Source organism: Bacillus sp. AF62, assembly GCF_050312695.1.
GTDB classification, from domain to species: Bacteria; Bacillota; Bacilli; order Bacillales; family Bacillaceae_G; genus Bacillus_A; species Bacillus_A cereus.
Genome location: NZ_JBNPJZ010000115.1, coordinates 1 through 26118, shown reverse-complemented (window position 1 = coordinate 26118; position 26118 = coordinate 1). Strand labels below are relative to the sequence as shown.

The window sequence follows — 26118 nt, the reverse complement described above, 5'->3', positions numbered from 1 at the left end:
TGCGGTGTAAATCTCGATAGAGATTATAACGCAGCTACCAATATCAAAAATGAAGCAATACGCCTATTGGCGTTAGCTCGGCTGTCTTAGGACGAATTCGTTAGCTACCAAAAGTAACGACTAACCGAGAAGCCCCACTTCAAACAGTCCGTTAGGACGTTAAGTGGCGGGTAGTTCACAGAGGACTTGTACACTTTGATATATCCCATTTTTATAACCATATATTTTTTCTATGAAAAAGGTATAAAAAATTTATATCTACCAAAAATAGGGAATAAATAAACGGAAGAGGGGATTTTCTTGAAAAAAACGGGTATGGTTCGAAGAATGGATGAATTAGGGCGAGTGGTATTACCAAAAGAAATGCGCCGCTCGTTAGATTTAGTAACAAATACGCAAGTTGAAATGTTTGTAAGAGATGGAAATGTTCACATGAGAAAACAAGAACGTACTTGTTTTGTCACAGGAGAAAGCACTGAAAATCACTTAGAATTATATGATGGCCGTTTAATTTTAAGCCAAGAGGGCGCGCAAGATTTATTGACAACTTTACAAAAATGGATATAACAAATACCTTTTACCTATTCGACATGATACAGACGTCATAAAAAGAAGACAATACCCCATGTATTGTCTTCTTTTTATCTCTATCCAGCGCTGGAGGTATATGTATAAGGGTATCCGCTTCAGTACGTTTCCAACTTTGAATCGGAAGCCTTTCTTAATTTCTGTAACGCTCTTCTTTGTATTCTAGAAACATGCATCTGTGAAATCCCTACTAGATTTCCTGTGTCTTTTTGATTATATTGTTTGATAAACGTGTAATATAAAATCTCTTTTTCTTGTTTTGTGAGTAGAGGTAGTAATTTTTCTAGTGTTAAATATCGATCAACTTTTCCATATCCTTCCTCTTCAACTCCTACAAACTCCACCTTTGTGCCGATAGCTCCTTCTGAAGCTGTCTCTATTTCCGCATCTAGAGAGGTAGTTTGATAATGTTGCTTTGCCTCCATAAGTTCCAGTACTTCTTCTTCTGATAATTCCATATGGATGGCGATTTCTTGTATTTGAGGCGAACGCTGTAACGTACTCGTGAGAATTTCTATTGTTTTCTTTAATGTGGAACTTTTATCTTTGATTCGTCTTGGTACATGTACATCCCAGGTCTTATCCCGTAAATACTTTTTCATTTCTCCCATAATCGTGGGGATTAAAAAAGCTTCAAATTCTTTTTTCAGAGATGTATCATAGCGACGAATGGCTCCTAAAAGTCCCAGCATACCTATTTGCACAAAATCCTCATGAGAGGCATTTCCTTTTGAATATCGATACGCAAGAGAGTGTACGAGATTCGTATAATACAAGACAATGTCTTGCTGCGCTTGCTCGCATTGTTTGTTTTGACATTCCTGAATCAGATGAAGTACCTCTTCTTTAGTTTTCCGGATAGATGGAGTGCGTTCTTTCATCCTTTTCTCCCCACTCTCTCTGTAAATGTTTGGTGAGAAGAACCGTCATACCATGATTGTAACTGATTTCTACCGCATCCATTACACTATGCATGACATAAATGCCCAGCCCACTTTCAGGCAGCGCATCAATCGGATGAGATGGATTATAAGGTGCCATTCCTTGCTTACGTTCTCTAAAATTAAAACGTTCCCCGTGGTCGTCGATCATGATTTCTAATCGATCCGAAAATAGACCAAATCCAATGGTTATGTCTCCGGTTTCTTTGTCTAGATAGGCATGTTGTACGACATTTGTACATGCTTCACTTACTGCCATTTTTATATCTTCAATTTCATCATAAGAAAACTGCATCCGATTCGCGATACCTGATACAGTAAGCCGAATCATCCCCAGATAATCTGTTTTTGCAGGAATTTTCAATTCTATATAATCGGGCGGATATGGTTGCATCCTGTATTCACCTTTCTTTCCCATATTTCTGTAAAATTTTTGTGAACCCTGTTAAATCAAATAAACGCTGAATACGTGATGAGACACCTGTAACTTCTAGAAAACCATCTTGTTTGTGTACTTTTTTTAACAATCCCATACACACCCCAAGTCCTGTACTATCCATATAAGTTACGCGAGACACATCCAATACAATGTGAGAATGCCCTTGTTCTAAAATGGTATCTAGTTGTTTTTTCAATACTGGTGCATAATGCGCATCTAACTCTCCGGTTAAAACGAAAGTGTATGTGACTTTTTTTTCATCGGTATGTATCTCTACATGCATCTTCATTCCTCCTTACAAAGTGAAGTTTCCCTTTTACACTACCCCTTTCTATAAGTTATAAACCTATTTCTTTGTCAAAATTGTATCGTATTCTAAGACATAAAGAATACAAGTCATTTTCATTACAATGTACGCTTGTATGTAGTTTCCTGCTATACTCATAAAAAATAGGAAAGGAGCCTACATTTTTATGAGTATTATAATTGTTGATGATCAGAGAGCGAATGTATTTGTTATTGAAAAGATATTACAACAAGCCGGATATCGAGATACAGTGAAACTCTCTTCTGCCCAAGAATTATTTCACTATCTTCATTTACAAGCTTCTACATCAGAACTTTCTTCTATTGAGTTGATTTTGCTGGATGTGATGATGCCTGATATAGATGGGATTACAGCTTGCCGAACACTACAGGAATCTGAAATATATAAAAATATTCCGATTATTTTTATCACGGCTTTAGAAGATGTACAGAAAATGGCGCAGGCTTTAGATGCGGGCGGTGTAGATTATCTTACAAAACCAATTGATAAAATGGAATTACTAGCGCGTATTCGGGTCGCTTTACGTTTAAAAAGTGAATTAGATTGGCATGCCCATCAAGAAAAGCAGCTACGAAACGAATTAGAACTTGCTACAGTCGTGCAAAGAAATGTATTAAGTGCGCCCCTCCAAGAACAGAACATCACCATTCGTGCATCGTATATACCTTCTTCTCATCTAGCAGGAGATATGTACTATTGGCAAAAAATTGATGAACATAGGTACGGCATTATCTTATTTGATGTGATGGGACATGGCGTATCCGCTTCCCTCGTTTGCATGTTTATGTCTTCTGTTTTACGGGAGACCATACGAACTAAGGTAGATCCCGAGCTCGTCATAACAGATTTAAACCGATACATACATATGTTACATACTGAAAAAGATGATATCTCTTATTATTTAACTGCCATTTATCTTGTACTTGATACGCATGCAAAAACCGTCGAATATGTGAATGCAGGACACCCTGCTGGATATATGTGTAGAGATAGAAAAAGTGTTGTACCTCTTGATACAGGTTGCTGCGCATTAGGTTTTTTACCTGATATTTTGATTCAGAAAACTGTTCTTTCATTTGAAACAGAAGTGCAAATCATGCTCGTCACAGATGGAGTCATTGAAACTCTCGATCCATTGGAACAAGAAGCAGAAAAAATCTTACAAGGTCATTGTAAGCCGAAATGGAACGATCTTGATGCTGAACTGAAATCGATTTTATCGAAAGAACAGAAACAAGAACAAACAGATGATATGTGTATGGTGATGATCCAAGCACAAGCAACATAAAAAAAGGAATTCTCAGTTGGAGAATTCCTTTTCCCACTATTTTTTAATATCAATATATTGTTCAAATAAAGGGCATATGGCCGAAAATCAAAACCTATGTTCCAGTAAGAAAGCAACTTTTACGTTTGCGCTCTATCTTGCGTACATGGATATTGTCTCATCTAATCCTTTTTTATTTTGTTAGCCACACGCGCATAACAGAAAATAATTGTTGTAAGTTGACAGGTTTACTTACATAATCATTAGCTCCTGCTTGCAAGCACTTTTGCTTATCATGATTCATTGCTTTTGCGGTAAGTGCAATGATGGGCAAATGTATGTGCTTTCTACTCTGACGGATATGTTTCATGGTTTCAAATCCATCTATATGCGGCATCATAATATCCATTAACACTAAATCAATTGTTGTATTTTTTTCTAAAATATCCAAGCATGCTACCCCATCTTCAGCGGAAATCACCGTTATTCCTTGTTTCCCTAATGCCGACTGCAAAGCAAAACGATTTCGATGATCATCGTCCACAATGAGCACTTTTTTTCCTTGGAATAACATACTTTCCTGGTATCCCCTCGGAACAATTGGCACGTCTCCTATCTGTTCAGTGTTTTGCGAGGTGGCCACTTCTTCGTAAGTAATTTGTCCAGCATGTTCTTCTAGCATCTCTACGCCCTTTGGAATATTTGGTATATATACTGTGAAAATGCTTCCTTTCCCTTGTATACTGTGTACCGTGATCGAACCACCTAATAAGGTTACCAATTCTTTACTAATGGATAATCCTAAGCCTGTTCCACCATATTTTCTTGCAATAGCTCCATCTGCTTGATGAAAAGCGTCAAAAATCAGTTGCTGTTGTTCCTCTGATATGCCAATGCCCGTATCTTGACATGTAATAACGAGCCATGTATCACTCTTCTTTTCCATCTCTACTGTCATCTGTTCTTTTTGCATTTGTTCCACTTGCATGATTACAGAACCCTGTTCTGTAAATTTGAATGCATTGGATAACATATTCTTAATAATTTGTTGTAGGCGCTTTTCATCTGTATAGAATAAATCTGGAACAGGTTTTTGTAGGAGAATCTGAAAATCTATTTGTTTTTGCTGGGCAATGGGTGTAAAATGACGTTCCAATTGTGTACATAGCTCTTGTATACTCATTTCGCCACATATCATTTCTAATTTTTTTGCTTCTATTTTAGATAGGTCTAAGACATCATTAATCAATCCTAATAAATCTGTGCCAGCTGAATAAATAATGTGTGCAAATTCTTGCTCTTCTTCTGATAATGTCTCATTCTTATTTTCTAGTAGCATTTCTGATAAAATCAGAATACTATTGAGTGGCGTTCGTAATTCATGAGACATATTAGCGAGAAATTCCGATTTGTACTGTGAACTTGCTTGCAGTTGTTTGGTTTGCAATTCTAATTCTTTCTTCGTTTGTTGTAAATCTCTTGCTTTCTCTTCCGCCTCTTTGGTTCGTTCTTCTAATTGGTTATTTACCGCCTGTAATTCTTCGGACTGAATCTGAAGCTCTTCCGATTGCGTTTGCAATTCTTCTGTCATTTTCTGAGATTGAACCAGCATATGTTGTACGTCCATGCGACGTTGCACACTATGAATCGCACTTCCAAAAGAATGCGTGGTTTCTTTCAAGAGTTGCTTTTGTAAATCTGTAAACACTTGTAAACTTGCTAATTCTACAACAGCAATGACTTCCTCATCAAAGACAATTGGAACCACGATTAAACTATGCGGGCGCCACTCTCCTAAACCAGAGGTAATAGGAGAGCATGAATCCGAACAATCTTGCAAAAGAAACACACGTTTTTCTTTTGCAGCTTGCCCTACCAATCCTTCCTTTTCTTGAAATATCTTCTGTTCACCTTTAAAAGGTCTGTCAGCAAATCTGCCTCTTTGTACGTATTGTATCCCTTCTGTCCCTTGTTCTTGCACATATACAAGTCCGAAGAATGCACCCATTTTTTCTGTTATACCTGCTAAAAATCTTTCTGTCAGTTCCTGGAGCGAAGAAACACCTTGATATCTTATCATCATATCTGCTACATTCGTTTGTAGCCATTCTCTTTGTTCTACGTTATCTAATAATGCATTTGTAGCTTCTCCTAATTCTCTAATTTCATCATTTGTGCTCACATGAATCCGCTGATTAAATCTGCCTTTGTCCGATGTAATTCCTCGTATGGCACAAATTACATGTTGTACAGTTCGTACAATAGAGTTTGACAGAAGAATAGCAAGGGTAATAGATAGAAAACAGCTAAAAAATAGTAACCCTGATAATCCCAATTTTAACGTTTGATTTTTTTCCTGTAAGTTGTTCGTTCTTGCTTTTGTTAATTCTTCTTCTGTATTTCGAAAGGTATTCATCTTCTCTCGCAGTGTCTGTAAATCGATATATCCTGGTTTCATGTCAAGTAACTCGTGTCCAGATTGACCTTGTTGGTTTTGAGATTGCTGCAAACGAGGTATCTCTACTGTTTTGGTCCAATGTGTGATAGCTGTTTGGACTTCATTTAATGTTTTTTGTTGCCGCGGATTATCTGCCAACAGCGAGTACAGTTCCATATAAGCGCTTTTCCACTTTCTCTCCGCTTGTTGATAGGAGGAAATATATATTTGATCTCCTGAAATGATAGATCCTCGCACATTATTTTCCATTTCTATTAGTTGACTCTCAATTTCATGGGTCAAGTTATGCACTTTAAAATCATGCTTCACAATGTAAGTCTGAGATTGTTCGATGGATGTGATTTGTTGGTTCAGTAATATAAATGAAAGTATAACAAATAGCATAATAATGACCAAGCTTAAACAAATTTTGGTACGAAGTCCTATTTTCATCTTTGCGTACATGGTTCCGTTCCTTTCTATGTCTCTGTATATTTTAGCTTGATGTACCTTTCTTTTTACCTTACTGTTTGTTTTCAGAAATCGCAATACAAAGAACATGTCTTCTTCTTTATAAAGAGATTTTTTAGGTTTATATTACCAAAATAGGGGTATATCTTCTTACAGATATACGATAAGGGAGGAAAACTTTAAAGATGCGACAGAGTATTGGTATATTCCGAACAGAATGCGCTGCAGTACAAGCGATTGAAGCCTTGCAACACAAAGAATATCCTCTATCTCATATTTCGGTTATTGCTAAGCAAGAAGAACAGATAACAAACATGGAACAACAACTTGGAGCTGGAATAACAGAATTATCCGCATCGGTGGTGAAAGATAAAGTAGCCACAGGAAGTGCGTTAGGTGCATTAGCAGGAGGGATTACGGGGGCGGGGTTGGTGGCTCTTTCCGGCATCGGTCTCATTTTGGCAGCTGGTCCTGTTGCAACTGCTTTAGGAGGAGCTGGGATATTTGGCGGTGCCGGAAGTTTAATCGGTGCGATGATTGGTCTACAAGATATAGAAAAGTCTATTCAGCCTTATCTAGCTGATATACAAAAAGGACATATTCTTCTGAGGATAGAAGCAACGAAAGGCAAAAGACAAGAAGTAGGACACTTATTTTCAAAGTATGGTGCATGTTATCAATGCAGTCCCCATACATAAGACTATAATTTTTCTCCTTTTATTCATACAGGTATAGGAAAAAGAAAGCTTACACTTCACATGTACTGGCGCGACCTCGGAGTCGCAAGGATATAAGAGAGGTAGGGCTTATATCAAGAAGTGTGATTTTTATTTACACGAAAAGCACTCTTACTTGAAAGAGTGCTTTTCGTTTTTTATAAATCTTTTTTGATTTTGTCCAACCAAAAAAGATTTACATTAAATAGTTTGACTTATTTTACAATTTACATGACCGATAAACAGAAAATTTATGCTGTAGAAAGGGATACTTGTATCGTAAATAAAAAAATTTTGAAAATATAGGTTTAACTTTTCTCAAATGAGTGTATTACCTATTACATAACGATGAAATATCAATTGAAAGAAAAACATTCTAAAGGAGGACGTAGAAAATGGAGATACATGAAAGAAAGCCAGTTGTTTATGAATGTCAAAATGAGCAAGAGGTTGTAACGCAAGTCAAACAATTAGAAACGCAAGGGATCCTGCAAGATGACATGTACGTATTAACACATGAAAAACATCGAACAAAACGAATTGCGGATGATACAAACACCAATACAATCGGCGTAAAAGAACAGGGTCTAGGTACAAGTATTGCTAACTTCTTTTCCAAAAAAGGAGACGAACTTCGCAATCAAATGGAAGAAATCGGGCTCTCAAAAGAAGAAGCAAGCATATATGAAGAAAAACTTGATCGAGGAATTATTTTACTTCTTGTTACTACTGAAATTCCTGATGCACGTGATATGCAACTGCAAAACTATCATTCTTTATAACACTTCCGCTATTACAGATTAAGAGAATGTCATACCAGTAAATAGAAAATGAAACATTTTAAATAAAAGGAGGAAAATAAAATGACAAAATCAGATAGCGGAAGGAAAGAAAAATCAGAAGGTACGTTAGACAACGTAAAAGGGAAAGTGAAAGAAAAAGTGGGAGAATGGACAGACAACCCTAAATTAGAAGCAAAAGGTATCTGGGAGCAAACAAAGGGTTCAGTGAAAAAAGGCGTAGGGCAGGTAAAAGAAGCATGGCATGAAAAAGAAAAAAATAAACAGTAAATAAAAAGCATTTCCCTCCTTCATGCAGGCGGGAAATGCTCCCTATAGAGGAAAACAGAGGAGGAATCACAATATGGGACTTATCATTACATGTGTTGTGGGTGGATTAATTGGTGCATTGGCAGGTATGATTACGGGAAAAGATTTTCCAGCAGGTATTATAGGGAATATTGTAGCAGGTTTAATGGGATCTTGGGTCGGCACAAAGTTATTTGGGACTTGGGGACCTGAGTGGGGAGATATTTTTATCTTACCAGCTTTACTCGGAGCCATTGTGTTTGTTCTTTGTATGACACTTTTATTACGAGTGGTTAGAAATGCATAAGTAGAATAAAAACCGTCTTGTAACGTAAACAATATATAAATTGGAAAGGATGAGAAGGATGAAACAAACTATCTTGAAATATGCCGTGCTTGGGATTGCGACAGGCGTCACGATTTCTTTATTCAAAAAAGAAAATAGAGCAACTGTACAAACGACAGGAAAGAACTTAAAAAACAAATGGGATGAATGGAGTCAAGAAGACTCTCGAAAAGAAACACTCGAAAAAGTTGCAGCAACAAGTAAGCAGTTCTCTACTACAGCCGCTAACGTAGTAAAACAAATCTTACCACAGTTATTGACGGCTGCGCCCACTGTTATTTCTACCATAAAAGGGATGACAGGCAAAGAAAGTAAAGAAAAGAGGGATGAGAACCAAGAATCCCAAACAAGTGAGCAAAATAAAAAACAGGCGGAAGAAAAGAAGGAAAAAGAATCCGATAAGCAAACGGACGAAAAGGAAAGTGCCTAAATTCGAATACACCAATAAAAAGGAGGGGACAAAAGGGATGAAATCACCTTATGCAATTGATTTAGGAATTGGTTTTACGAAACGAGCGTATCGAAAACATGTAAATTCGCCGACGACGATTAAAAGTGAGGCTTCCACCTTAGCGCCTGTACCTATTGAGGATGAAAGTGAGAATTTGACAAAGGTAAGTTTTATGGATGTAGATTTCGCTTACTATATGGGAGAAGAAGCGCACCAATCTGAGGCGTCCTTTCTTCCTCCATTTGAAGAAGACATCGAACATTATTATGAAAGTGATCGATTCAAACAACAATTATTTGGATGTATTGCAAAGGACTATCAAGAAAATATTGTCCTCCCTTTAGTGGTGACAGGGCTTTCTCTTTCTTGTTTTGGAAAACAACATGAACAATTACAAAAGATTATCAAAAAGGAAACAAGTGTGCAACTAGACGGAAAGTTTATTACGATTACAGTGGAAAATGCCTTACTCCTTCCCCAGCCGATTGCTTTACATGCTTATTTTGTAGAAGAAAGTATTATACAAGAACGCGAGCGTGTTTTAATTATTGATGGAGGATTTCGTACACTCGAAATAACAGATATGAAACAACAGCTCATTTTAAATCGTTATGAAACGGAATTAGGATGTAGGAAGCCTTTAAAAAAAATCGAGAACATATTGAGAGAACATGTAGGGGAAAGTCCTACTCTTCACCTACACAACCTACCAGATATATTAGATAAAGGATATATCTGTAAGGAAGAAATACATTGTTTACAGACCAGTCCGATTTCTGCCTTGGTTCAAAAAGAATTGAATGCGCATTTTCAGGAGATTTTAGATGTTGTACAAGAACAATTTCTGTTCCATCAATATGACAAGATTATTTGGACAGGTGGAGTGGTGGACATGCATAAAAAAAGAATTCAGGAAAAACAGGGGGCATACCCTTCTATCCATATCCTAGAACCAGCAAAAGAAGCGGCACTTCATGGCTACTATATCTTGGGATGTCGAGTATTTGAAGACATTGTACAACAACCTGTGTAAGCTGTTCATCTAAAAAGAACAGAAAGGAGAGTACGGAAATGAAAAATCAAAACGAGACGCCTTTATTAGATAAAAATGAATTTCTGAGTTATATAGGGGGAACGCTCGTTATGACAGCATTTCTCGTATATGTTATGGAATTTGTATAAGAAAGAATGACTGACTGATTTACACTATTAATAGTCTGAAAATTAAAAATAAAAGAGGTGTGTACCATTGCATCTATTTTGTAGGAATCAAGCATATCTATAGAAGGTCTCTCTATATAAAGAGACGGCCTTCTATCTGATTTAACTTTTTACATGTATTTCGTTGCATTCGATTGCTGTAAGATTTTTTCTTCCAAGAGTTGTTTTTCACCATATAACAATAACTCATCACCCTCTTGTAAGATAAGGTCCCTCAGATTCGAACGAAGATTTCGTTCACCTCTTGTAACAAAGAGGACTTGAATATCTTTTTTTAAGGGAAATAAGGTAGATACCTTCTGATTTCGCCAGATGGAATGTTCATCTATTTTCCATAGCATAAGATGGTCTGTCGGATCTCGTAAGAAAACCTGATGGACAGGTAAATCTTTTATTTCTACTGTTTTTTTCGTTTTTTGTTGTAATTTCTTCTTGAGATACCTTTGGGTAACGGGAATTTGTAATAAAATATATAGAATCAATATGATACCAGCAATATAAAATATATGTATTGTTATCACATATCGAGAAAGAATGGTACTAAGAGAAGAGATAATAACAGCAAATGAAAAAATACCAAATAAAATTAAAAACATACTAAGTTTTCTTCGAACAGGATGACCTAAAAGTAATTCAGATTCCTCAGTAGTAAAACCTGTTCCTGTCATAAGAGAAAGCACTTGAAAACGAGAAATGGACCTTTTTACACCTGTTAAGGTAAATAAAATGGCATGTATTTCAATAATCAGGATGACAATGCTTAGATAGAGAAACATAAAAAAGAAATTCATGTATATGCTCCTTCCTTTTATATAATGTGAAATGATTTCTCAAAATAATTCATCTCATGTAACAAGAGCTTTTCTTTATTATTCCATCAAACCTAAATGACAAATGAAAGCAATGAAAGGAGAAATCAGATGAAATGTCTACACACTTCAAAATGGAATTGGTATCACGCTCGATCTAGCGAACTCGAACAACTTTCTGTGACATTCTCTTCTGATATATTATCTTATTTTTCTAAATTTGTAGAGGAAATTCATTCCCCCTGTGAAAATAGGGTATTTGTTCAAATGATACCACCTAGTCAACCTTGTGTATATGGCTCGCTCTTATATGAGCAAAACCAAGAAGATGCTACGATACAAAAATCCCTCCATTATTTTGTTACAAATGAAATACTCATCACCGTTGAGCAAGAAAAGGAGGAAGATCTTCCAGCTATCATACATGCTTGTTCTTTACGTATAACAGATTGTAAATGCTCAGCTGAAGGGTTTTGCACTTTGTTATCAGCCTATATGTCTCACTATCTACAAGAAGTAGATTGTTTTGAAAAACACTTCCGAAGCATATTATGGAATTTTTATCATCATAATAATATATCGGTGTTAGAAAATATTTATCATATTCGCCACGAACTATTTATGAGCACACATGCATTCCGCTTAATACAGGAAGTCTTACAATCTGTAGAAGAAGCATGGTTAGGAAACGTAACCCAAACATCTCGTTATCAACAGACACATATAAAACTACAACGTGGATTATTACTTACAAAAGAATATCAACAAGAATTAGATACCATGATTCATTTACAAGAAGTTGTTTCTTCTCACCGCGGCAATGAGATTATGAAGGCCCTTACCGTACTGACAGCTGTAAGTACACCTTTGACAGCCCTAGGTGCATTATGGGGCATGAATTTCAAGCATATGCCAGAACTAGAATGGCAGTATGGTTATGTGCTTGCGCTCTTAGCTATTATTCTCACAACAGGAGGTATGTATTTCTATATGCGGTTCAAGGAATGGACCGGGGATTTATTACGTGTAAAGAAAAAGAAATCCTTTTTCAAATCTGATTAACCTTATGTAACATGTAGAACGAATGAAATAGTCAAAGATAGTCATCCCAATAAAGGAGGTGAACCTTCTATTTTCTTTTTGAAATAGAAGAAGATGATGAATATCCTTTCCCTTATCTTCATTTTTGTTCTCATACTGATTTCAGCATTTTTTGTGGCAGCAGAATTTTCCATTGTAAAAGTCAGAAAAAGCCGGATGGATGAATTAATAACAGAAGGGCATAGAAAGGTAGAAGCTGCAAAGACCATTCTTTCTCAATTAGATATTTATTTATCCACCTGTCAGCTTGGGATTACTCTGACTTCTTTAGGAATCGGATGGTTAGGAGAACCAACTGTAGAACGGCTTTTGCATCCTTTCTTTCAGTTGTTTCCCATTTCAGAAAGTATCGCCCATACTATTTCTTTTTGTACCGCCTTTCTCTTTATTACCTTTTTTCATGTCGTGCTAGGCGAACTCGTACCCAAATCATTTGCCATTCAAAAATCTGAAACCATTACTCTTTTATTTGCTAAGCCACTTATGGGCTTTCACCGAGTAATGTCTCCATTTATTTGGTTTTTAAATACAAGTGCATCGTTTGTCACAAAGGGGTTGGGAATGAATATGACGAACGCGGATGAAAAAGCACATTCAGAAGAAGAGCTCAGACTGCTTGTGAGTCAAAGTTATCAAAATGGTGAAATTAATGCGGCAGAATATCGATATGTCAATAATATTTTTACATTTGATAATCGACTCGTACAACATATTATGATTCCTCGCAATGAAATGGTATGTGTGTCCCTCCAATCTACAGAGGAGGAAAATAGAAGCAGAATGCTTCATTCCCAGTTCACACGCTATCCAGTGATAGAAAACAGCAAAGATAAGATAGTAGGGATGATTCATCTCAAAGATCTATTTCAACAGGAATATCAGGGGGAAAGACAGCCACTCCGTTCTTATATACAGCCTTTGATTCCTATTTTTGAAAAAACACCCATTCAGCAAGCTTTATTGCGTTTACAACAAAAAAGGACACAAATGGCCCTGGTTGTGGACGAATATGGTGGAACAGCAGGCCTTATCACAATGGAAGACATCTTAGAAGAAATTGTAGGTGAAATCCAAGACGAATTTGATACAGAAGAACCGCCAATGATTCACCGCTGTACGCCAGAACTTTTTTCATTAAATGGCAAAGCCCTTCTTGCTGAAGTCAATGAACAGCTTGGCCTTTCGATTCCTCATCATGGGGTGGATACGCTTGGAGGCTGGATTCTTTCGAGCACAGTAGAATTACCTGTCCATCCAGGGTATACAATTGAACAAGAACATTTTCGCTTTAAAGTTCTAGAAGTACAGGGCAATCAAATTAAAAGAGTGGCAGCCATACAATCCACTGTCTCCATGGAAAAATAATTTCTTCCTGTAAGCAGAATCATCTATTAAACGATAAAAAGAATCTTCTTATAGTTATGGTAGAAGATTCTTTTATTATTTTCTATTGTTTCATGTATTGGATACTGACTTTAGGCATAGTTGCGCTTAAATGGATATTATTATCGCGATATTCAATCGACAAGAGGGATAGATATAGATTCTAATGAACAATTGTATTTTCTATGTAAAAGAAAACGAGGAAAGACCAAATAATCATTGAGCGAATGGAGAAAAAATAGCCACTTCATCGTCTTAATTACAAATGAAAGGAAGAGATACATCATGAACTTCTATGGAATCACCTATTTAAAAAATCTACAGCATTCTGATTATTCCTTACAATATGTAGGGGTTTTCACGATGCTGTTTCTTCTTTTTTTCCTTTGTAGTATATATACCTACACACGTATGCAAACCAAATATCGCGATATAAGTATACTAGTCTTACTTGTGCTTATATTTTTCATAGGCATTCAATATTCTTCTTATCAAAAAGATGAACACAGACGTTCTCCTCAGCTTCTTCATTTTATCTATCAATTTGCGAAAAATCAGAAGTTAAATAAAGAGGAGGTTTTTGTGAACTCCACAAAGCTAATAGATGGTTTAATTATTAAAACACCAAATGAGTTTTATTGTGTATATTTTAATCCAGATAAAAGTGCATATAAGGTAGAAAAAGTATTTATAAGAAATGTAGCAGAAACAAGATACAAATAACGAGTAGGTGAAATACAAATGGAATTGTATTATCCAGTTATGATTAAACTGGGGTTAGGATTATTATGCTTAATCTTTCAAATTCATGGATTAGGGAAAAATCTGTCTCCCGCTTCTGCAATGGACCAGGTGCAAGACTATGTGTTAGGTGGTATCATCGGTGGCGTTATTTATAATGATTCTATACAACCACTTCAATTTTTTCTCATTCTCATTATATGGACGATATTCGTTTTAACCATAACATTTCTTAAAAATAACAATCGGTATTGTAGGAGATTCATAGATGGTAAACCTATTCTCCTCATTACGAATGGACAATTACATGTACGAGAGTGTCTACGATGTGGAATTTCAGCAAATGAATTGATGTTTAAGCTCAGGGCTAATGGTGTGTATGAATTAAAAATAGTAAAAAGGGCAGTTTTAGAGCTCAATGGGCAACTGACAATTATTAAATATGGCGATGTTTGTATGCATTATCCTCTTATTTTTGATGGACAAGCAAATGATGATGTTTTAGAACTAATAGAGAAAGACATGGATTGGTTGCAGAAACGCATTCAGGAAGAGGGCTATACCCATATATCCGATATTTATTTAGGAGAATATCATTCAGAGGAGCTTCGTTGTTATGGCTATCATGAAAAAACAGATGCCATTTCGAAAGTTGAAAGCAAGTTACATAAGATCATACATAAAAAATAGTATATCTTGTGTATCTCCTAGTCAGCTTAGTTCAAAAAAAGAATAGGTTACAACATTATGCCCTTTTGCAAACAAAAAAAGAACCTACTTTAGATTAAATAAAGAACTTTTTCCTATAAAATCATTCAATTCTATGAAGAAACTTTGTTGGATACTTGCCTAAAATATTCATTTTGATTCGGGCACTTTATTCGTATCTTTTTTCGCTTGAGAAAATATAGTAGTTCCCAAGTTGTTTTGACGTTAACACAACAGCTATACTTCGTTTTAGGAGGTGTGGTTTTCAATAAAAATATAAAATAAAACAATTTTTATTTATTGCTAAACAATAAATATCGTGTTATGTTTACATACACACTTTCTATAATAATGTAGGAGGATATTCATGATCAAAAAAATATGGAAAAAACTTAGATGGATTATAATCGGTGCAATGGTTAGTTATGTTGTGTATCTTACGGTAGTCATTTTAGCAGCATTCGCTATACCATTCCCTACTAATGAACAATTAAAAGAAGCGGAAAAGGTCGTGAAGCAATATATATACGAAAACCAGGGCGTAGAACTCCTAAATATATCTAGCGGGCCAACAGCTGAGATGTTTGATCATACCATTCATGTTTCGGGGAATGCCAAAGGAAATCCGAACCAAAAATTTCGTGTGAATTTGGACCAAGTAAAGAGTACAACAGACAAGGTAACGCGAAAATCCATACATGAAATTTGTATAGCGAATGGTAGAGAAGATACGTATCAATGTGAAAAAGTAAAGATAGAGGAATAGTTATCCTATTTTGGGATTCTATCATGTAAATCATTCTTGCTTGTATGATTTACTAGTCTTCATTCGAGACAGATAATCTGACATAAATACGTGGAACATTTTGTACAATATGGTCGCACGATGAAAATAAAGCACCACAAATTTTTATTTGTGATGCTTTATTTTGTGTGATTCTGTTTATGTGAACAGAAGACTCTATCAATATATTTTGTGTGATTTCTCTCTATTCAATACCTACTGCATCAAAAGCTTGCTTAATAGATTGAACTTCTGCCGCATCTGCCCCATATAAATCTGCTGCTGACTGGATACAAGACGCTTTTGCTTGTGAAAACGTTGTTGAAGCTGTGAAATATTTCGTATTGGCACGATAAAAAATATCTCCCATTTTTTCTTTTCCAATCCCTATTACCTGTGTGTCAAAATGTTGGCCACCCTCCGCTAGTAAATAAGCAGCTTTATTAACAATACCGCTATTAGTATGAACAAACTTACTCTGGTCTTCTCCTGTATATCGTTTAGAGTAATGATCAGGATCCCCGTATTGGGTCGGATCACTTAAAGAGCGAACGGCTTTATCCGGCTGTATAAACAAATCCTCACCTATTAAATAATTGGAATGTTCTCCCTGATAATATTCTACTAATGTTCCAAAAATATCAGAAAGTGCTTCATTGAGTGCACCTGATTCATCTTGATACAGTAATTTTGAAGTACTATCTGTTACGGCATGGGTAATTTCATGTCCAACCACATCAATGGAGGCTGTGAAAGAACGGGTTGATTCATCACCATCGCCATACACCATTTGACGTAATTCGGGACTCCAAAACGCATTTTCATATTGTTGTCCGAAACGAACAGTAGATACAATCTTAGCGCCACTATTATCATAGGAATTTCGTTTGTGTACTTTTTTGTAATAATCATAGACAGTGCCCGCAAATACATGTGCATCTACTGCGGCACGTGAGGTTGTTGATAAAAATTCGTTCGTTTGATTCGTAACCAATACACCAGGAAGAAGAGAAGTATCTGCTTCGGTTCCTTGATTCTCAGCATCATAGGTATAGATTCCTTGTCCTCGCGTCATATCAACGAATTGATACTGATCCTTTTCTTTTAGTAACTGTAATGTTCTAATGTTACCAAAAGAATCTTTACCTGTCCCAGTAGCCGGACTGCCTTGTATATTGGTTTCATGTTGCAAAGCATGTGATACGTCCAATTGATCCAAAATGTTCCCTGTGTTCGGGTCTATAAAGTAATCATAACTAATTGGCTTAGGTGATAGCACCGCGGCATGAACATGATAGGCATAGTATGGTTTTTGTCCTTTTCTATAAATGACGAGTTCAGATGTAGGGGGCGCTACATACTGAGCCGAGGAATGGAGGTGTTTATTTACAATCTCAATAGCTTGCTGAAAGGAAACATTTTGTTGTAATACAGGTAATGTATCGTCTAAATGAGAGGCCACAGCCCCTGATAGAATGGTAAGAACTCCTTCATTCGTAATATGCGCTACTTGAGTAGAGCCCCAAACAGGTAGCCCTTGATACATTTGTTGTAAACGAATAACAGTCGTTCCATCGATATCATTTTCCTTCTTTAGTATGCGGAAAGAATCTTTGGCGGAATGATCTCCCAAATGAAAGATATGTTTTTGGGAATCTATATATTGGTACAAAATGTCTTCTTCGTTTTTAGAAGAAGGTGTCGTTAACTCTCCAGATAAGAATTCCAGCGATCCTTCCTTTTTTCCATACTTTTCATTTGCAATAATATTTTTTGTATCTGCCGAACTAACAATAGGCATATAAATCGCCAGTAGAAATGTGCTACTTAAAACAAATAGATATCGAGATAATTTCAACATATCCACCCCTTAGAATTCGTAATTTTCTGTCTTTTTATCATATTAAAAGGGATTGTATCTATTTGTAAAGGGAATTGAAATCTTGTAAGGTTGAGAAAATGTGATAGAAAATAATATACGGAGAATCATAAAGTGCGCTTCCATTGTCCGGAAACGCAAGTTTTTTGTATTCTTTCTTACTCACTTGTCTAGCAGTATAGAATAGAAACTGGTGTCTGCTGGCGATCGCTCTTATAGGCCTATTATTTCCTAGCTTATTCCATACTCTTCAATTCTTCTTCATTTATGTATAACCATACATAAAATGTATCCAAAACGGAAGAATCCCCTTCCTATTCTCGTCATTGCTTAAATTGCAACTTAACGATACCTGGCATAGTCGCTTTAAATTGGAAGGTATGAATACCTGGTTTTCCAACAGGACCATCTGTTGTTTGGCCGGAAGGCCTCACCATACATGCCCATCAACTTAAGGATAGACACAATATTAACTTTTGTTCATTTGAACTTAAACTTCCCCCGCAAGGGAGCCAGTTATTAAATTTCAGCACGCCAAATAACCCCTAACGGGTTTCATTTTTTTTATGCAACTTTCTTTCGCTTGCAACATCCACTATACTCATAGATAACACCCATGATATCAAAGTGACCTGGTCAAGAAAAACTGGAACATGAAATAGATTACGCAATTGATTTTGAATATTGATACGGAGTCATTACATTTCATGATGAGTGTGGGCGAATGGAATGATAATACATATAAATAAATTCAGCTATTAACTGCGTTACTTGAGCGAGAGAAATCAGTTTTTCCCCATGCAAACATTCACGTTTAAATATGCTAAAAAATGATTCAATCACAGCGTTATCCCAACAGTTTCCCTTGCGGGACATACTTTGTTGAATCCTTTGTTGCTTACAAAAATCAGTAACTGTATAGCTGGTAAACTGGGATCCTTGATCACTATGAAATAAAATTTTTTTATGATTGCCATAAGCACGTTTTACTTGCTGAATTGTATCTTTTACTAGTTGCGCATCTTGGTGCGTATCCAAGGAATAACCAAGTACCCACCGGATGCTACTATCTAATGTAGCACAAAAATATACTTTCAATCCATTCATTAAACGAAATTCTGTAATATCACATACAACAGTCGGAACGTCTTTCCTACCCGGCTGAAAGGAACGCTCTAGTGTATTTGGGAATGTATCATGATCTTGCTTTCTTTTTTTATAATACGAGACAACTTTTGACTTTAATCCAAATCGACATAAAGCTTGTCTTACTTGAGATAAGCTCACCAGAACATCTCTATTTAGAAGATAACGGTACAGTTTTCGATAGTCCATTCTACCTTTCAAACGTTTAAATTGCATGACAATATAAGCCGCGGTCTCTTTACGTTTTCTCTGACCTTCAGTAGCTTTTCGATGAAAATAATCGTAAAATCCACTCACAGACACTTGTAATCGATCGCAAAGCCAGCGCACTCCAAATACTTGATTATATTGTTTGATAAACTGAAAACGTGTTAGTTTTGGTTTTTGGCAAAGAAGGTTGCCGCCTTTTTTAACGCCTGGATTTCTCTTCGTAAAGAACGTAGTTCTTGCATATCGGTTCCTTCATTATCTAAAAATGGAGAAGAATATTTTTTAATCCATGAATTAAGAGTTCCGTGTCCTAGATCAAATTCTCTTTGAATACTAGAGATTGTACGCCCTTCTTTGATTACCAATTCAACACATTGTTTTTTAAACGTTTCATCATACTGTTTTTTCATCTGAAACACCTCTTATATAGAATAATTTATCTCTATACTATGTTCCAGTTTTACTGTACCACCTCAGTGATAGTTGTGTTGAAAAAACAAGAGATTCTAGCTGTCTACCAAAAGGGACCTCAAGCTATTTGCGATTTTGTTCATCAATTAGAAAGTCAAATACAGAATTTAAAAGAGCGTATAGAGGTATTAGAAAATTGTTCAAAAAAACTCTACAAATAGTCATAAACCGCCTTCTACAGATGGTTTGCGTAAACCTATTATAAAAAATTTGCGCAAATCATCCCAGCGTCAAACCGGTGATCAGTTGGGTCACAAAGGACATATGCTTCATTTGACAACGACTCCGGACCATACGATTACCTATTCTCTTACGCATTGTACTTGTTGTCACACGTCCTTAAACCAAGCACCTGTAACAGGATACCGCATTCGCCAAGTGTATGATTTACCACCTATCCAAATAGAAGTGACGGAACATAAAGTGGTACAAAAAGAATGTCCACATTGCCATTCTATCCAAGAATCCCAGTTTCCTTCTACTGCCTCTCGTCCTGTTCAATATGGTCCAAATATAAAAAGGCTGATTCCCTATTTAACGCATTATCAGTGTCTTTCTTTAAAACGAACGAATTCTTTCAAGATTGTTTTGGGCATTCTATCAGTGAAGGAACGTTAGTCAATCATACACACAGTTTTTCGGCTCAATTGCAGCCCTTTCGCCAAGAAGTAAAAGACAAGATCTTTCAGTCTCCTGTTGTCCATTTTGATGAAACCGGTATGCGAGTAGAAAATAAAACACAATGGTTACATACTGCCAGTACACCGGAGGTGACATTACAACATATTCATCAAAAACGTGGAAAAGAAGCAATGGATGCGGGCGAAATACGAGATCTGCAAGGAATTATAGATAGTACGGGACAAAAATGGGCGCAACAGATGCAGAAATTTCTAACTTCTATTTGATCTAGTTTCTTTCTCTTATGGGAGTACTTTCTTTTTCATGTTTTCGAATGGGAAACATATATTTGGTATGCCTTTTTCCCTAACTAAGCTGAGTAGTTACTTATTTTCTTTATAATTTTTCACTCCAATTAGATCTGATTGACGGTAAATATGATAAGCTGGATAATGTGTATCCACATATAATTCTAACCCCATGGCCATGGCACGTATGCAAAAATGCCGGTCTTCCCCCCAAAATGATATATTGGGAATCTCTTTAAAGCACACCCCCGATTGTATTGCTTTTTGGCTAATTAAGGTGCATGCTCCAAGTCCTCCTACTTTATATACCCCTGGTTGTCTTAACATATTCAAAAATTCTTCGTTTTTTGTTCTCTCTTCTTCACTAGTTAATCTCGTTCTTTCCTTTTTTTTGTAAAAAGTATATGCATCGGTCATCCAGACTTGCGGTAGTTCTCTATCATTTGGACTCCATTTAGTCCAAAAAAGATTTGCAATAATGTCCTTTTCTGATTTAATCAATTGCTGTAAAGTGTTTGGATGAAGAATCAAATCAGAATCGATTAAAAATAAATAATCATACTGGTTTACTTTTGCATAATCAATTATTTTATCTTTCATTTCAGCTACTTTCGAAACTTGATTGTCGGACCAATAATGAGTGAATTCATCCTTACGATAAGATTCTGAGGGAGATTTTGGATTTTGTAAAATTGTAACGTCTGTATGATTACTATAAAATTGATTCAATATATTTTTGGACACCGGGTCCTCATTATCATCAAAAAAGATATAATGCACCACAAAGTTTTCTATGTTTAATTCTGTTAATGAAAAGAGAAATTCATTTAAAATAGAAGGGCTTTGATGAATAGGACTTCCAATTAATATATTTTTTTTCATTGTCATCCTCCTTGTTATCAAATAAATCATTATTTTCAATAAATTATATGGTTTCAGTACAAAAAAATACATATAAATTATGTTACAGATACCAATATTGTGTCTCCACTTTCATATTTTTGAAGAAGGAGTCTTCTGCCGTAAAATGGTAAAAACCCACAACTAAAGTAGTGGATTTTTGCAGTTCTTTTATCGCTTACGCTCTCTCGAAAACGGCGTGATAAATTTAGAAAAAAGCCAAATATCAGTAAAAATAATGGCATTCTTTTTTAGTAGTTTGTGTATATTTATTAAAGGGATAAGAGACTGTGGTATTGCCGTTGCTGTTCCATTACTACACACCCCCGTTTCATGTGTGAGTGTGACGTGAATTTCGTTTAGCGAAGGGATTGAAAGTATATTTTTGTGCTACATGAGATATTAGCACCCGATGGATCCTTTCCATACATCCATTGTATCTGAGAAATTCAACAGTATCGAAACAAATTCCGTAAGGAATCTTTTGATATACTTTACGTGTTACATTAGGGTGATTTAAAAACAGAAAGCTTTATCTAAACTATATTTTACGAGTGGAGGATTCAATTGATTACAAAACCTAGACTCATCCTAAGTATGGCAGTTAAAAATGAAGAGAATCGTTATCTACAGAGAGCGTTAGAACATCACATTCCATTTGTGGACCATGTGCTGATTATTGACGATGCGAGCACAGATGGGACAATAGAATTATGTAAAAAACTATTAAAAAATACGCCTCATACACTTATAGAAAATGAAAATTCCATGTTTACAAATGAGGTTCAGCTTCGTCAAAAACAATGGGATGAAACTGTAAAATTGAAACCAGAATGGATTTTAAATTTAGATGCAGACGAAATTTTTGATTGTAGTTTTGAACAAGAAATAGGAAATATTTTAACCCATAATCATTATGACGCGGTTTATTTTCGATTATATGATATGTGGTCAGAAACCCACTATAGAGATGACGATTACTGGCACGCTCATCATTATTATCGTCCATTTTTAATAAGATATCGTGATGAATTAACGTACAACTGGAAAAATACCCCTCTACATTGCGGGAGATTTCCTAATACTATTTATCAATTTCCTTCTATATATCATTCATCCAGAATAAAACATTACGGTTGGGCTCGAGAAAATGACCGTAAAAGAAAATATGAACGCTATAAAGAGCTAGATCCTGATGCCATATATGGATGTAAGGAACAATATGACTCCATATTAGATCCTAATCCCCATTTAGTGAAATGGGAAGACTAATGACTCTATTGCAATGTTTCTTAACAGATAGACGACAGTTAGTATGATTGCAGATGAACATTACAGCCCTTTCCGGACGGGAAATTCATCGTCTTTTGGGATGGGATGAAAGTGAGATTGGATACTTAAGATGCCACTAAAAATTGCACGGTTTGTGGCATCTTAAGTATCTTGAATTTATGTACAATCTGTTGGTAACTACTAGTATTTGTATATGGCAGAAAACTTAAAGGCTCTCACTATTTCTAAGCATAAAAAGACGAAAGGAAAAGTACTATGGCAAAAAAAATTATGATCGTTTTTGGAACTAGATCTGAAGCTATTAAACTGGTCCCTTTAATATACAAATTAAAACAATATACACAAATAAAATTAACAACTTGTTTAACAGCACAACATCGAGAAACGATCAATCAAGTATTAATCCATTTTAATGTTAATCCTGATTATGATTTAAATATTATGACTAAAAATCAACCTCTTACAGATTTATCAATTCATTTACTAACCAAAATGGATGAACTATTAAAAAAGATTAAACCAGACATAATTTTAGTACATGGTGATAGCTCAACAACTTTTATTGCGAGTTTAGCTGCTTTTTATAATTGTATTCCTGTAGGACAAGTTGAAGCCGGGTTACGAACCTTTGATAAATTTTCATCTTCTCTTGAAAAGCTTAACAAACAATTGACAGATATTATTGCAGATTTGCATTTTGCTCCAACTGAATTAGCTGCAAAAAACCTCATTAAAGAAAATAAGCCTACAAAATCTATATTTATAACTGGAAACACAATTATTGATACCTTAAACATGACTTTGGATAAAAATTATTATCATCCAGTCTTTAATAGTGTTAAAAATAAAAAACTCATTCTTTTAACTATCCATCGAAAGGAAAATTTAAATAAAATTGATGAGATTTTTAATGTTATTCAAAAAATAATTCATAAATTTCAAGATGTTATTATTCTTTATCCTGTTCCCTTGAACCCAGAAATTCAAAAAAAAGCAAAATTTTTTTTGGGTAATCAGGAGCGTATTATTTTTACCTCTCCCCTTTCAATCTATGATTTTCACAATTTAATAGCTAAGTCTTATTTAATATTAACGGATTCCAGAGGTATTCAAGAAAAGGCGCCTAGTTTGAATGTACCGGTTGTAATCCTTGGTAATGCTACAGAAAGACCTGAGGGTCTTGAAACAGGAGCTAGTGTTTTAGTTGGAACAAAACCTGATAATATTTACACTAAAGTTTATGATTTATTAACAAATCCAGTTGTTTATAAAGAAATGTCGAATGCAATTAATCCATATGGTAACGGAAATGCTTCGGAAAAAATAATCCGAATTATTCTAAAATATTTGGGGATTTGAAAACAATCTTCCAAACTTGGTCATACTGGTAATACAACTAAAAACAGGCGCGTGACGATCATTATGGAAAAAGAAAAGATGTTTCCATAATGATCACACACTTTTTATAGAATAGTACTATCAGTATATCAAAGATTTACAGATTCATTGCACAGGCTTTAGAGTTGTTGCACCAGAACCATAAAAATGATGTCATTATTTTTTTATAGTTTGTATATATTTTTTACAGATAAGGAAGACATCTTAATATGATTTTTAATTTACTTTTCTATCATTCTAAGTTTATCAGGATTGAATTCATCCCTATTATTCCCCAGTCGCTATTAAAGACTGAATTTTTTTCCAATCAGAAAGGTGGATTACTTGATGCAAGGTGTTTATATCGGAGATAATAAAATACTTACTTACATGGAGTGGAATGCTAATTTGATTGTTCCTTCAAATGACTTAAGCTTAACTCCATCTTTAGTAACAAACGGACATATAGAATTAGGATTGACTAACTTTTTTAGAAAAAACTTAAAACCTGGAAACACTGTTGTTGATATTGGGGCTAATATAGGATATTTTTCTGTACTAATAGGAATTTTAATTGGTCCAAAAGGAAAACTAATTGCTTATGAATCTAACCCTTATATCTATGCTTTTCTTATGGATAATCTTTCTATTAATTATCTACACGATCGGTCTAGTGTATATCAATGTGCTGTTTATTCTTCTTCTAAATTTTTACAATTTTATGCATCAAAAAGATTTATGGGAAATAGTTCCCTTATACAACATAGCAAAACTTATCATAAACATTATATTGATGAAATAGAAAAAGTCCAAGTAAAGGCTATAACATTAGATACACATCTTCAAAATATAACAGAAATTGATTTTTTAAAAATTGATATTGAAGGTGGAGAATACCACGCTTTCCTTGGTATGAAGGAATTGATTCAAAATAAAAAAATTAAAACCATTATTTTCGAATTAAACCCTGGTATGTTACAAGAGCAATATACACCATTTATTAAGTTATTAAGTAATTTAGAATCACAAAATGAAAATACGTTTTCCCTTTTATCTAAAGATGGTACTAAGGTTCCTACTAGTGTTGAAGCACTTACAAGTTTAAATGGTTATCCCTATGTAGTGATGGATTTAAGGACGTCATAAACCCCTCAGTAATTAGGTACCCATAGAAACTATTTTGATTTTGTTTCATTCAACTCCTCCTGCTTGAATTGGTGTAATCACATACTTTTCTGTTCCTATACATGTGGCTCCATCAACAGTTACCATTATTATGATTATTAGAAGTGGGATTAATATAAATAAGTAACCTCACTTCTTTTTTAGTGCCATAAGAACCGACACAGTTAAAATTGTGCTTATAATTACTAAATTTATAGCAAATCCAAGAACATCTAACACCCTCATCCCTACCTTTCAATTAAACCCCAATAATTGATTTGTATAAGAAAAATAACATTTTATATATCTAATCTATTAGGATGTGTTTTAAAATCCATTACAAAGGAATCTGAGAGGTCGTTTTTAACTTACTGCTGATTGAGAAGATAAAATTGTTACATCATCAACTTCCCAACTATTTTCGACTTTTACGAGATCTGTTTTAATGACCATCTTACTAACCGATGAAACTTCATTATATGTTGTCGTTACTTCAAATGTACTTATTGTAGTGATTTCATTTTTCGATTTCTGTTTATTAAAGATTTCAAGTTCATTTATGCTTGAGCGGATATCCGCACCTTTACTCGGTGGTTCCATGCCACTTGGGAATGTGCTTTTATACCCTTGTTCAGTCGTATATTGTTTAATATTTTGATATCTTTGAAGTGTATTATCATACGTGAAAAATGCTGTAATAAAATCCTTTGTCAATTCATTCGCTTTATTTCCCTCTGTATGCTTATTTCCCGAAAAAATTCTCCTTCCTCAAGCGTGTGAAGGGCGTAGCCCAACGGTAGGTGGGAGATGAATTTCGGTTTGGCATAGCCAAAAGGTTTTCCTTTTTATTTTGCCTCTGATATAATCAGTCTTATAAATGATAAAGGCTGGTATATAAATGAAATTAGATAGTAATAATCATTCAGTATT

27 protein-coding genes and 1 pseudogene are annotated in these 26118 nt (G+C 35.1%); 17 read left to right on the top strand and 11 right to left on the bottom strand.

All coding sequences use genetic code 11. From position 1 onward, the window contains the following. Nucleotides 1-300: 300 nt before the first annotated feature. Complete coding sequence (locus ACQRBL_RS28285; RefSeq protein ID WP_000750747.1) at nt 301-567, top strand: AbrB/MazE/SpoVT family DNA-binding domain-containing protein; 267 nt, start codon at nt 301-303, stop codon at nt 565-567. A gap of 119 nt (nt 568-686) precedes the next feature. Here ACQRBL_RS28285 and sigB read toward each other — a convergent pair whose 3' ends face one another. Genes sigB through ACQRBL_RS28270 form a run of 3 tightly spaced genes read right to left on the bottom strand, consistent with a single transcriptional unit; the run spans nt 687 to nt 2251 of the window. After that, complete coding sequence (gene sigB, locus ACQRBL_RS28280; RefSeq protein WP_000664644.1) at nt 687-1469, bottom strand: RNA polymerase sigma factor SigB; 783 nt, start codon at nt 1467-1469, stop codon at nt 687-689. Then, a complete protein-coding gene (gene rsbW, locus ACQRBL_RS28275; protein ID WP_001183362.1) occupies nt 1435-1923 on the bottom strand; it encodes an anti-sigma B factor RsbW in 489 nt (162 codons plus the stop codon). The genes sigB and rsbW overlap by 35 nt, the downstream gene beginning before the upstream one ends. Before the next feature lie 7 nt (nt 1924-1930). Beyond that, complete coding sequence (locus ACQRBL_RS28270) at nt 1931-2251, bottom strand: STAS domain-containing protein (RefSeq protein WP_000557902.1); 321 nt, start codon at nt 2249-2251, stop codon at nt 1931-1933. A 190-nt stretch (nt 2252-2441) separates the two neighbouring features. Between ACQRBL_RS28270 and ACQRBL_RS28265 the strand changes: the two genes are divergently transcribed. Next, nucleotides 2442-3584, top strand: a complete 1143-nt coding sequence (locus ACQRBL_RS28265; protein WP_000022437.1) for a PP2C family protein-serine/threonine phosphatase — start codon at nt 2442-2444, stop codon at nt 3582-3584. A 172-nt stretch (nt 3585-3756) separates the two neighbouring features. Here the strand turns inward: ACQRBL_RS28265 and ACQRBL_RS28260 are convergent, their stop codons facing one another. Continuing rightward, on the bottom strand, nt 3757-6465 hold the full coding sequence (locus ACQRBL_RS28260; protein WP_411996518.1) for a response regulator: 2709 nt from the start codon (nt 6463-6465) through the stop codon (nt 3757-3759). 191 nt (nt 6466-6656) lie between these two features. Between ACQRBL_RS28260 and ACQRBL_RS28255 the strand changes: the two genes are divergently transcribed. From ACQRBL_RS28255 to ACQRBL_RS28230, 6 genes are all read left to right on the top strand, one after another. Next, nucleotides 6657-7169, top strand: coding sequence for a general stress protein (locus tag ACQRBL_RS28255; RefSeq protein ID WP_001249914.1), 513 nt, complete (start codon nt 6657-6659; stop codon nt 7167-7169). 413 nt (nt 7170-7582) lie between these two features. Next, a complete protein-coding gene (locus ACQRBL_RS28250) occupies nt 7583-7969 on the top strand; it encodes a general stress protein (RefSeq protein ID WP_000402411.1) in 387 nt (128 codons plus the stop codon). A gap of 81 nt (nt 7970-8050) precedes the next feature. Next, nucleotides 8051-8257 carry a CsbD family protein gene (locus ACQRBL_RS28245; protein ID WP_000167282.1) on the top strand — a complete coding sequence of 69 codons (207 nt, stop codon included), beginning with the start codon at nt 8051-8053 and terminating at the stop codon, nt 8255-8257. 73 nt (nt 8258-8330) lie between these two features. Next, nucleotides 8331-8582 (top strand): GlsB/YeaQ/YmgE family stress response membrane protein, encoded by a 252-nt coding sequence (locus ACQRBL_RS28240; RefSeq protein ID WP_000522907.1) that lies wholly within the window; start codon nt 8331-8333, stop codon nt 8580-8582. Nucleotides 8583-8640: 58 nt separating this feature from the next. Next, nucleotides 8641-9051, top strand: a complete 411-nt coding sequence (locus tag ACQRBL_RS28235; protein WP_097984299.1) for a peptidase U61 — start codon at nt 8641-8643, stop codon at nt 9049-9051. 37 nt (nt 9052-9088) lie between these two features. After that, a complete protein-coding gene (locus ACQRBL_RS28230) occupies nt 9089-10105 on the top strand; it encodes a ParM/StbA family protein (RefSeq protein WP_097984297.1) in 1017 nt (338 codons plus the stop codon). 298 nt (nt 10106-10403) lie between these two features. On the opposite strand, the gene ACQRBL_RS28225 is transcribed toward ACQRBL_RS28230, so the two are convergent. After that, nucleotides 10404-11084 (bottom strand): TrkA C-terminal domain-containing protein, encoded by a 681-nt coding sequence (locus tag ACQRBL_RS28225; protein WP_097984296.1) that lies wholly within the window; start codon nt 11082-11084, stop codon nt 10404-10406. 129 nt (nt 11085-11213) lie between these two features. Between ACQRBL_RS28225 and ACQRBL_RS28220 the strand changes: the two genes are divergently transcribed. The 5 genes from ACQRBL_RS28220 to ACQRBL_RS28200 all read left to right on the top strand — a co-directional run bounded on the left by ACQRBL_RS28220 (nt 11214) and on the right by ACQRBL_RS28200 (nt 15801). Then, entirely contained in the window at nt 11214-12164 is a 951-nt protein-coding gene (locus ACQRBL_RS28220) for a magnesium transporter CorA family protein (protein ID WP_097984294.1), read from the top strand. A 96-nt stretch (nt 12165-12260) separates the two neighbouring features. Further along, nucleotides 12261-13568 (top strand): hemolysin family protein, encoded by a 1308-nt coding sequence (locus tag ACQRBL_RS28215; RefSeq protein WP_097984300.1) that lies wholly within the window; start codon nt 12261-12263, stop codon nt 13566-13568. Between the two features lie 303 nt (nt 13569-13871). Next, nucleotides 13872-14309, top strand: a complete 438-nt coding sequence (locus ACQRBL_RS28210; protein ID WP_179860824.1) for a DUF3290 family protein — start codon at nt 13872-13874, stop codon at nt 14307-14309. Between the two features lie 18 nt (nt 14310-14327). Next, nucleotides 14328-15017, top strand: a complete 690-nt coding sequence (locus ACQRBL_RS28205) for a DUF421 domain-containing protein (protein ID WP_097984293.1) — start codon at nt 14328-14330, stop codon at nt 15015-15017. Nucleotides 15018-15402: 385 nt separating this feature from the next. Beyond that, entirely contained in the window at nt 15403-15801 is a 399-nt protein-coding gene (locus ACQRBL_RS28200; RefSeq protein WP_080672500.1) for a hypothetical protein, read from the top strand. A 223-nt stretch (nt 15802-16024) separates the two neighbouring features. Here the strand turns inward: ACQRBL_RS28200 and ACQRBL_RS28195 are convergent, their stop codons facing one another. The 4 genes from ACQRBL_RS28195 to ACQRBL_RS28180 all read right to left on the bottom strand — a co-directional run bounded on the left by ACQRBL_RS28195 (nt 16025) and on the right by ACQRBL_RS28180 (nt 19464). Continuing rightward, the gene (locus tag ACQRBL_RS28195) at nt 16025-17680 is read right to left on the bottom strand and encodes a M4 family metallopeptidase (protein WP_023523726.1); all 1656 of its coding nucleotides are present in this window, start codon (nt 17678-17680) and stop codon (nt 16025-16027) included. Nucleotides 17681-18021: 341 nt separating this feature from the next. After that, nucleotides 18022-18135 (bottom strand): protease inhibitor I42 family protein, encoded by a 114-nt coding sequence (locus ACQRBL_RS28190; protein ID WP_023523727.1) that lies wholly within the window; start codon nt 18133-18135, stop codon nt 18022-18024. 268 nt (nt 18136-18403) lie between these two features. After that, nucleotides 18404-19201 carry an IS3 family transposase gene (locus ACQRBL_RS28185; RefSeq protein ID WP_411996521.1) on the bottom strand — a complete coding sequence of 266 codons (798 nt, stop codon included), beginning with the start codon at nt 19199-19201 and terminating at the stop codon, nt 18404-18406. Nucleotides 19202-19215: 14 nt separating this feature from the next. Beyond that, nucleotides 19216-19464, bottom strand: coding sequence for a transposase (locus ACQRBL_RS28180; RefSeq protein ID WP_023523729.1), 249 nt, complete (start codon nt 19462-19464; stop codon nt 19216-19218). Nucleotides 19465-19503: 39 nt separating this feature from the next. On the opposite strand from ACQRBL_RS28180, the pseudogene ACQRBL_RS28175 reads away from it, so the two are divergent. Next, nucleotides 19504-20424 (top strand): annotated as a pseudogene (locus ACQRBL_RS28175) (IS66 family transposase); the annotation flags it as partial. A gap of 105 nt (nt 20425-20529) precedes the next feature. Here the strand turns inward: ACQRBL_RS28175 and ACQRBL_RS28170 are convergent. Then, the gene (locus ACQRBL_RS28170) at nt 20530-21336 is read right to left on the bottom strand and encodes a hypothetical protein (RefSeq protein ID WP_097984785.1); all 807 of its coding nucleotides are present in this window, start codon (nt 21334-21336) and stop codon (nt 20530-20532) included. Nucleotides 21337-21921: 585 nt separating this feature from the next. On the opposite strand from ACQRBL_RS28170, the gene ACQRBL_RS28165 reads away from it, so the two are divergent. From ACQRBL_RS28165 to ACQRBL_RS28155, 3 genes are all read left to right on the top strand, one after another. Further along, complete coding sequence (locus ACQRBL_RS28165) at nt 21922-22626, top strand: glycosyltransferase family 2 protein (RefSeq protein ID WP_023523730.1); 705 nt, start codon at nt 21922-21924, stop codon at nt 22624-22626. Nucleotides 22627-22902: 276 nt separating this feature from the next. Further along, a complete protein-coding gene (gene wecB, locus ACQRBL_RS28160) occupies nt 22903-24006 on the top strand; it encodes a non-hydrolyzing UDP-N-acetylglucosamine 2-epimerase (RefSeq protein ID WP_097984784.1) in 1104 nt (367 codons plus the stop codon). 366 nt (nt 24007-24372) lie between these two features. Continuing rightward, the gene (locus ACQRBL_RS28155) at nt 24373-25170 is read left to right on the top strand and encodes an FkbM family methyltransferase (protein ID WP_023523733.1); all 798 of its coding nucleotides are present in this window, start codon (nt 24373-24375) and stop codon (nt 25168-25170) included. A 381-nt stretch (nt 25171-25551) separates the two neighbouring features. Here ACQRBL_RS28155 and ACQRBL_RS28150 read toward each other — a convergent pair whose 3' ends face one another. Next, the gene (locus ACQRBL_RS28150; RefSeq protein WP_097984782.1) at nt 25552-25902 is read right to left on the bottom strand and encodes a hypothetical protein; all 351 of its coding nucleotides are present in this window, start codon (nt 25900-25902) and stop codon (nt 25552-25554) included. Between the last annotated feature and the right edge of the window lie 216 nt (nt 25903-26118).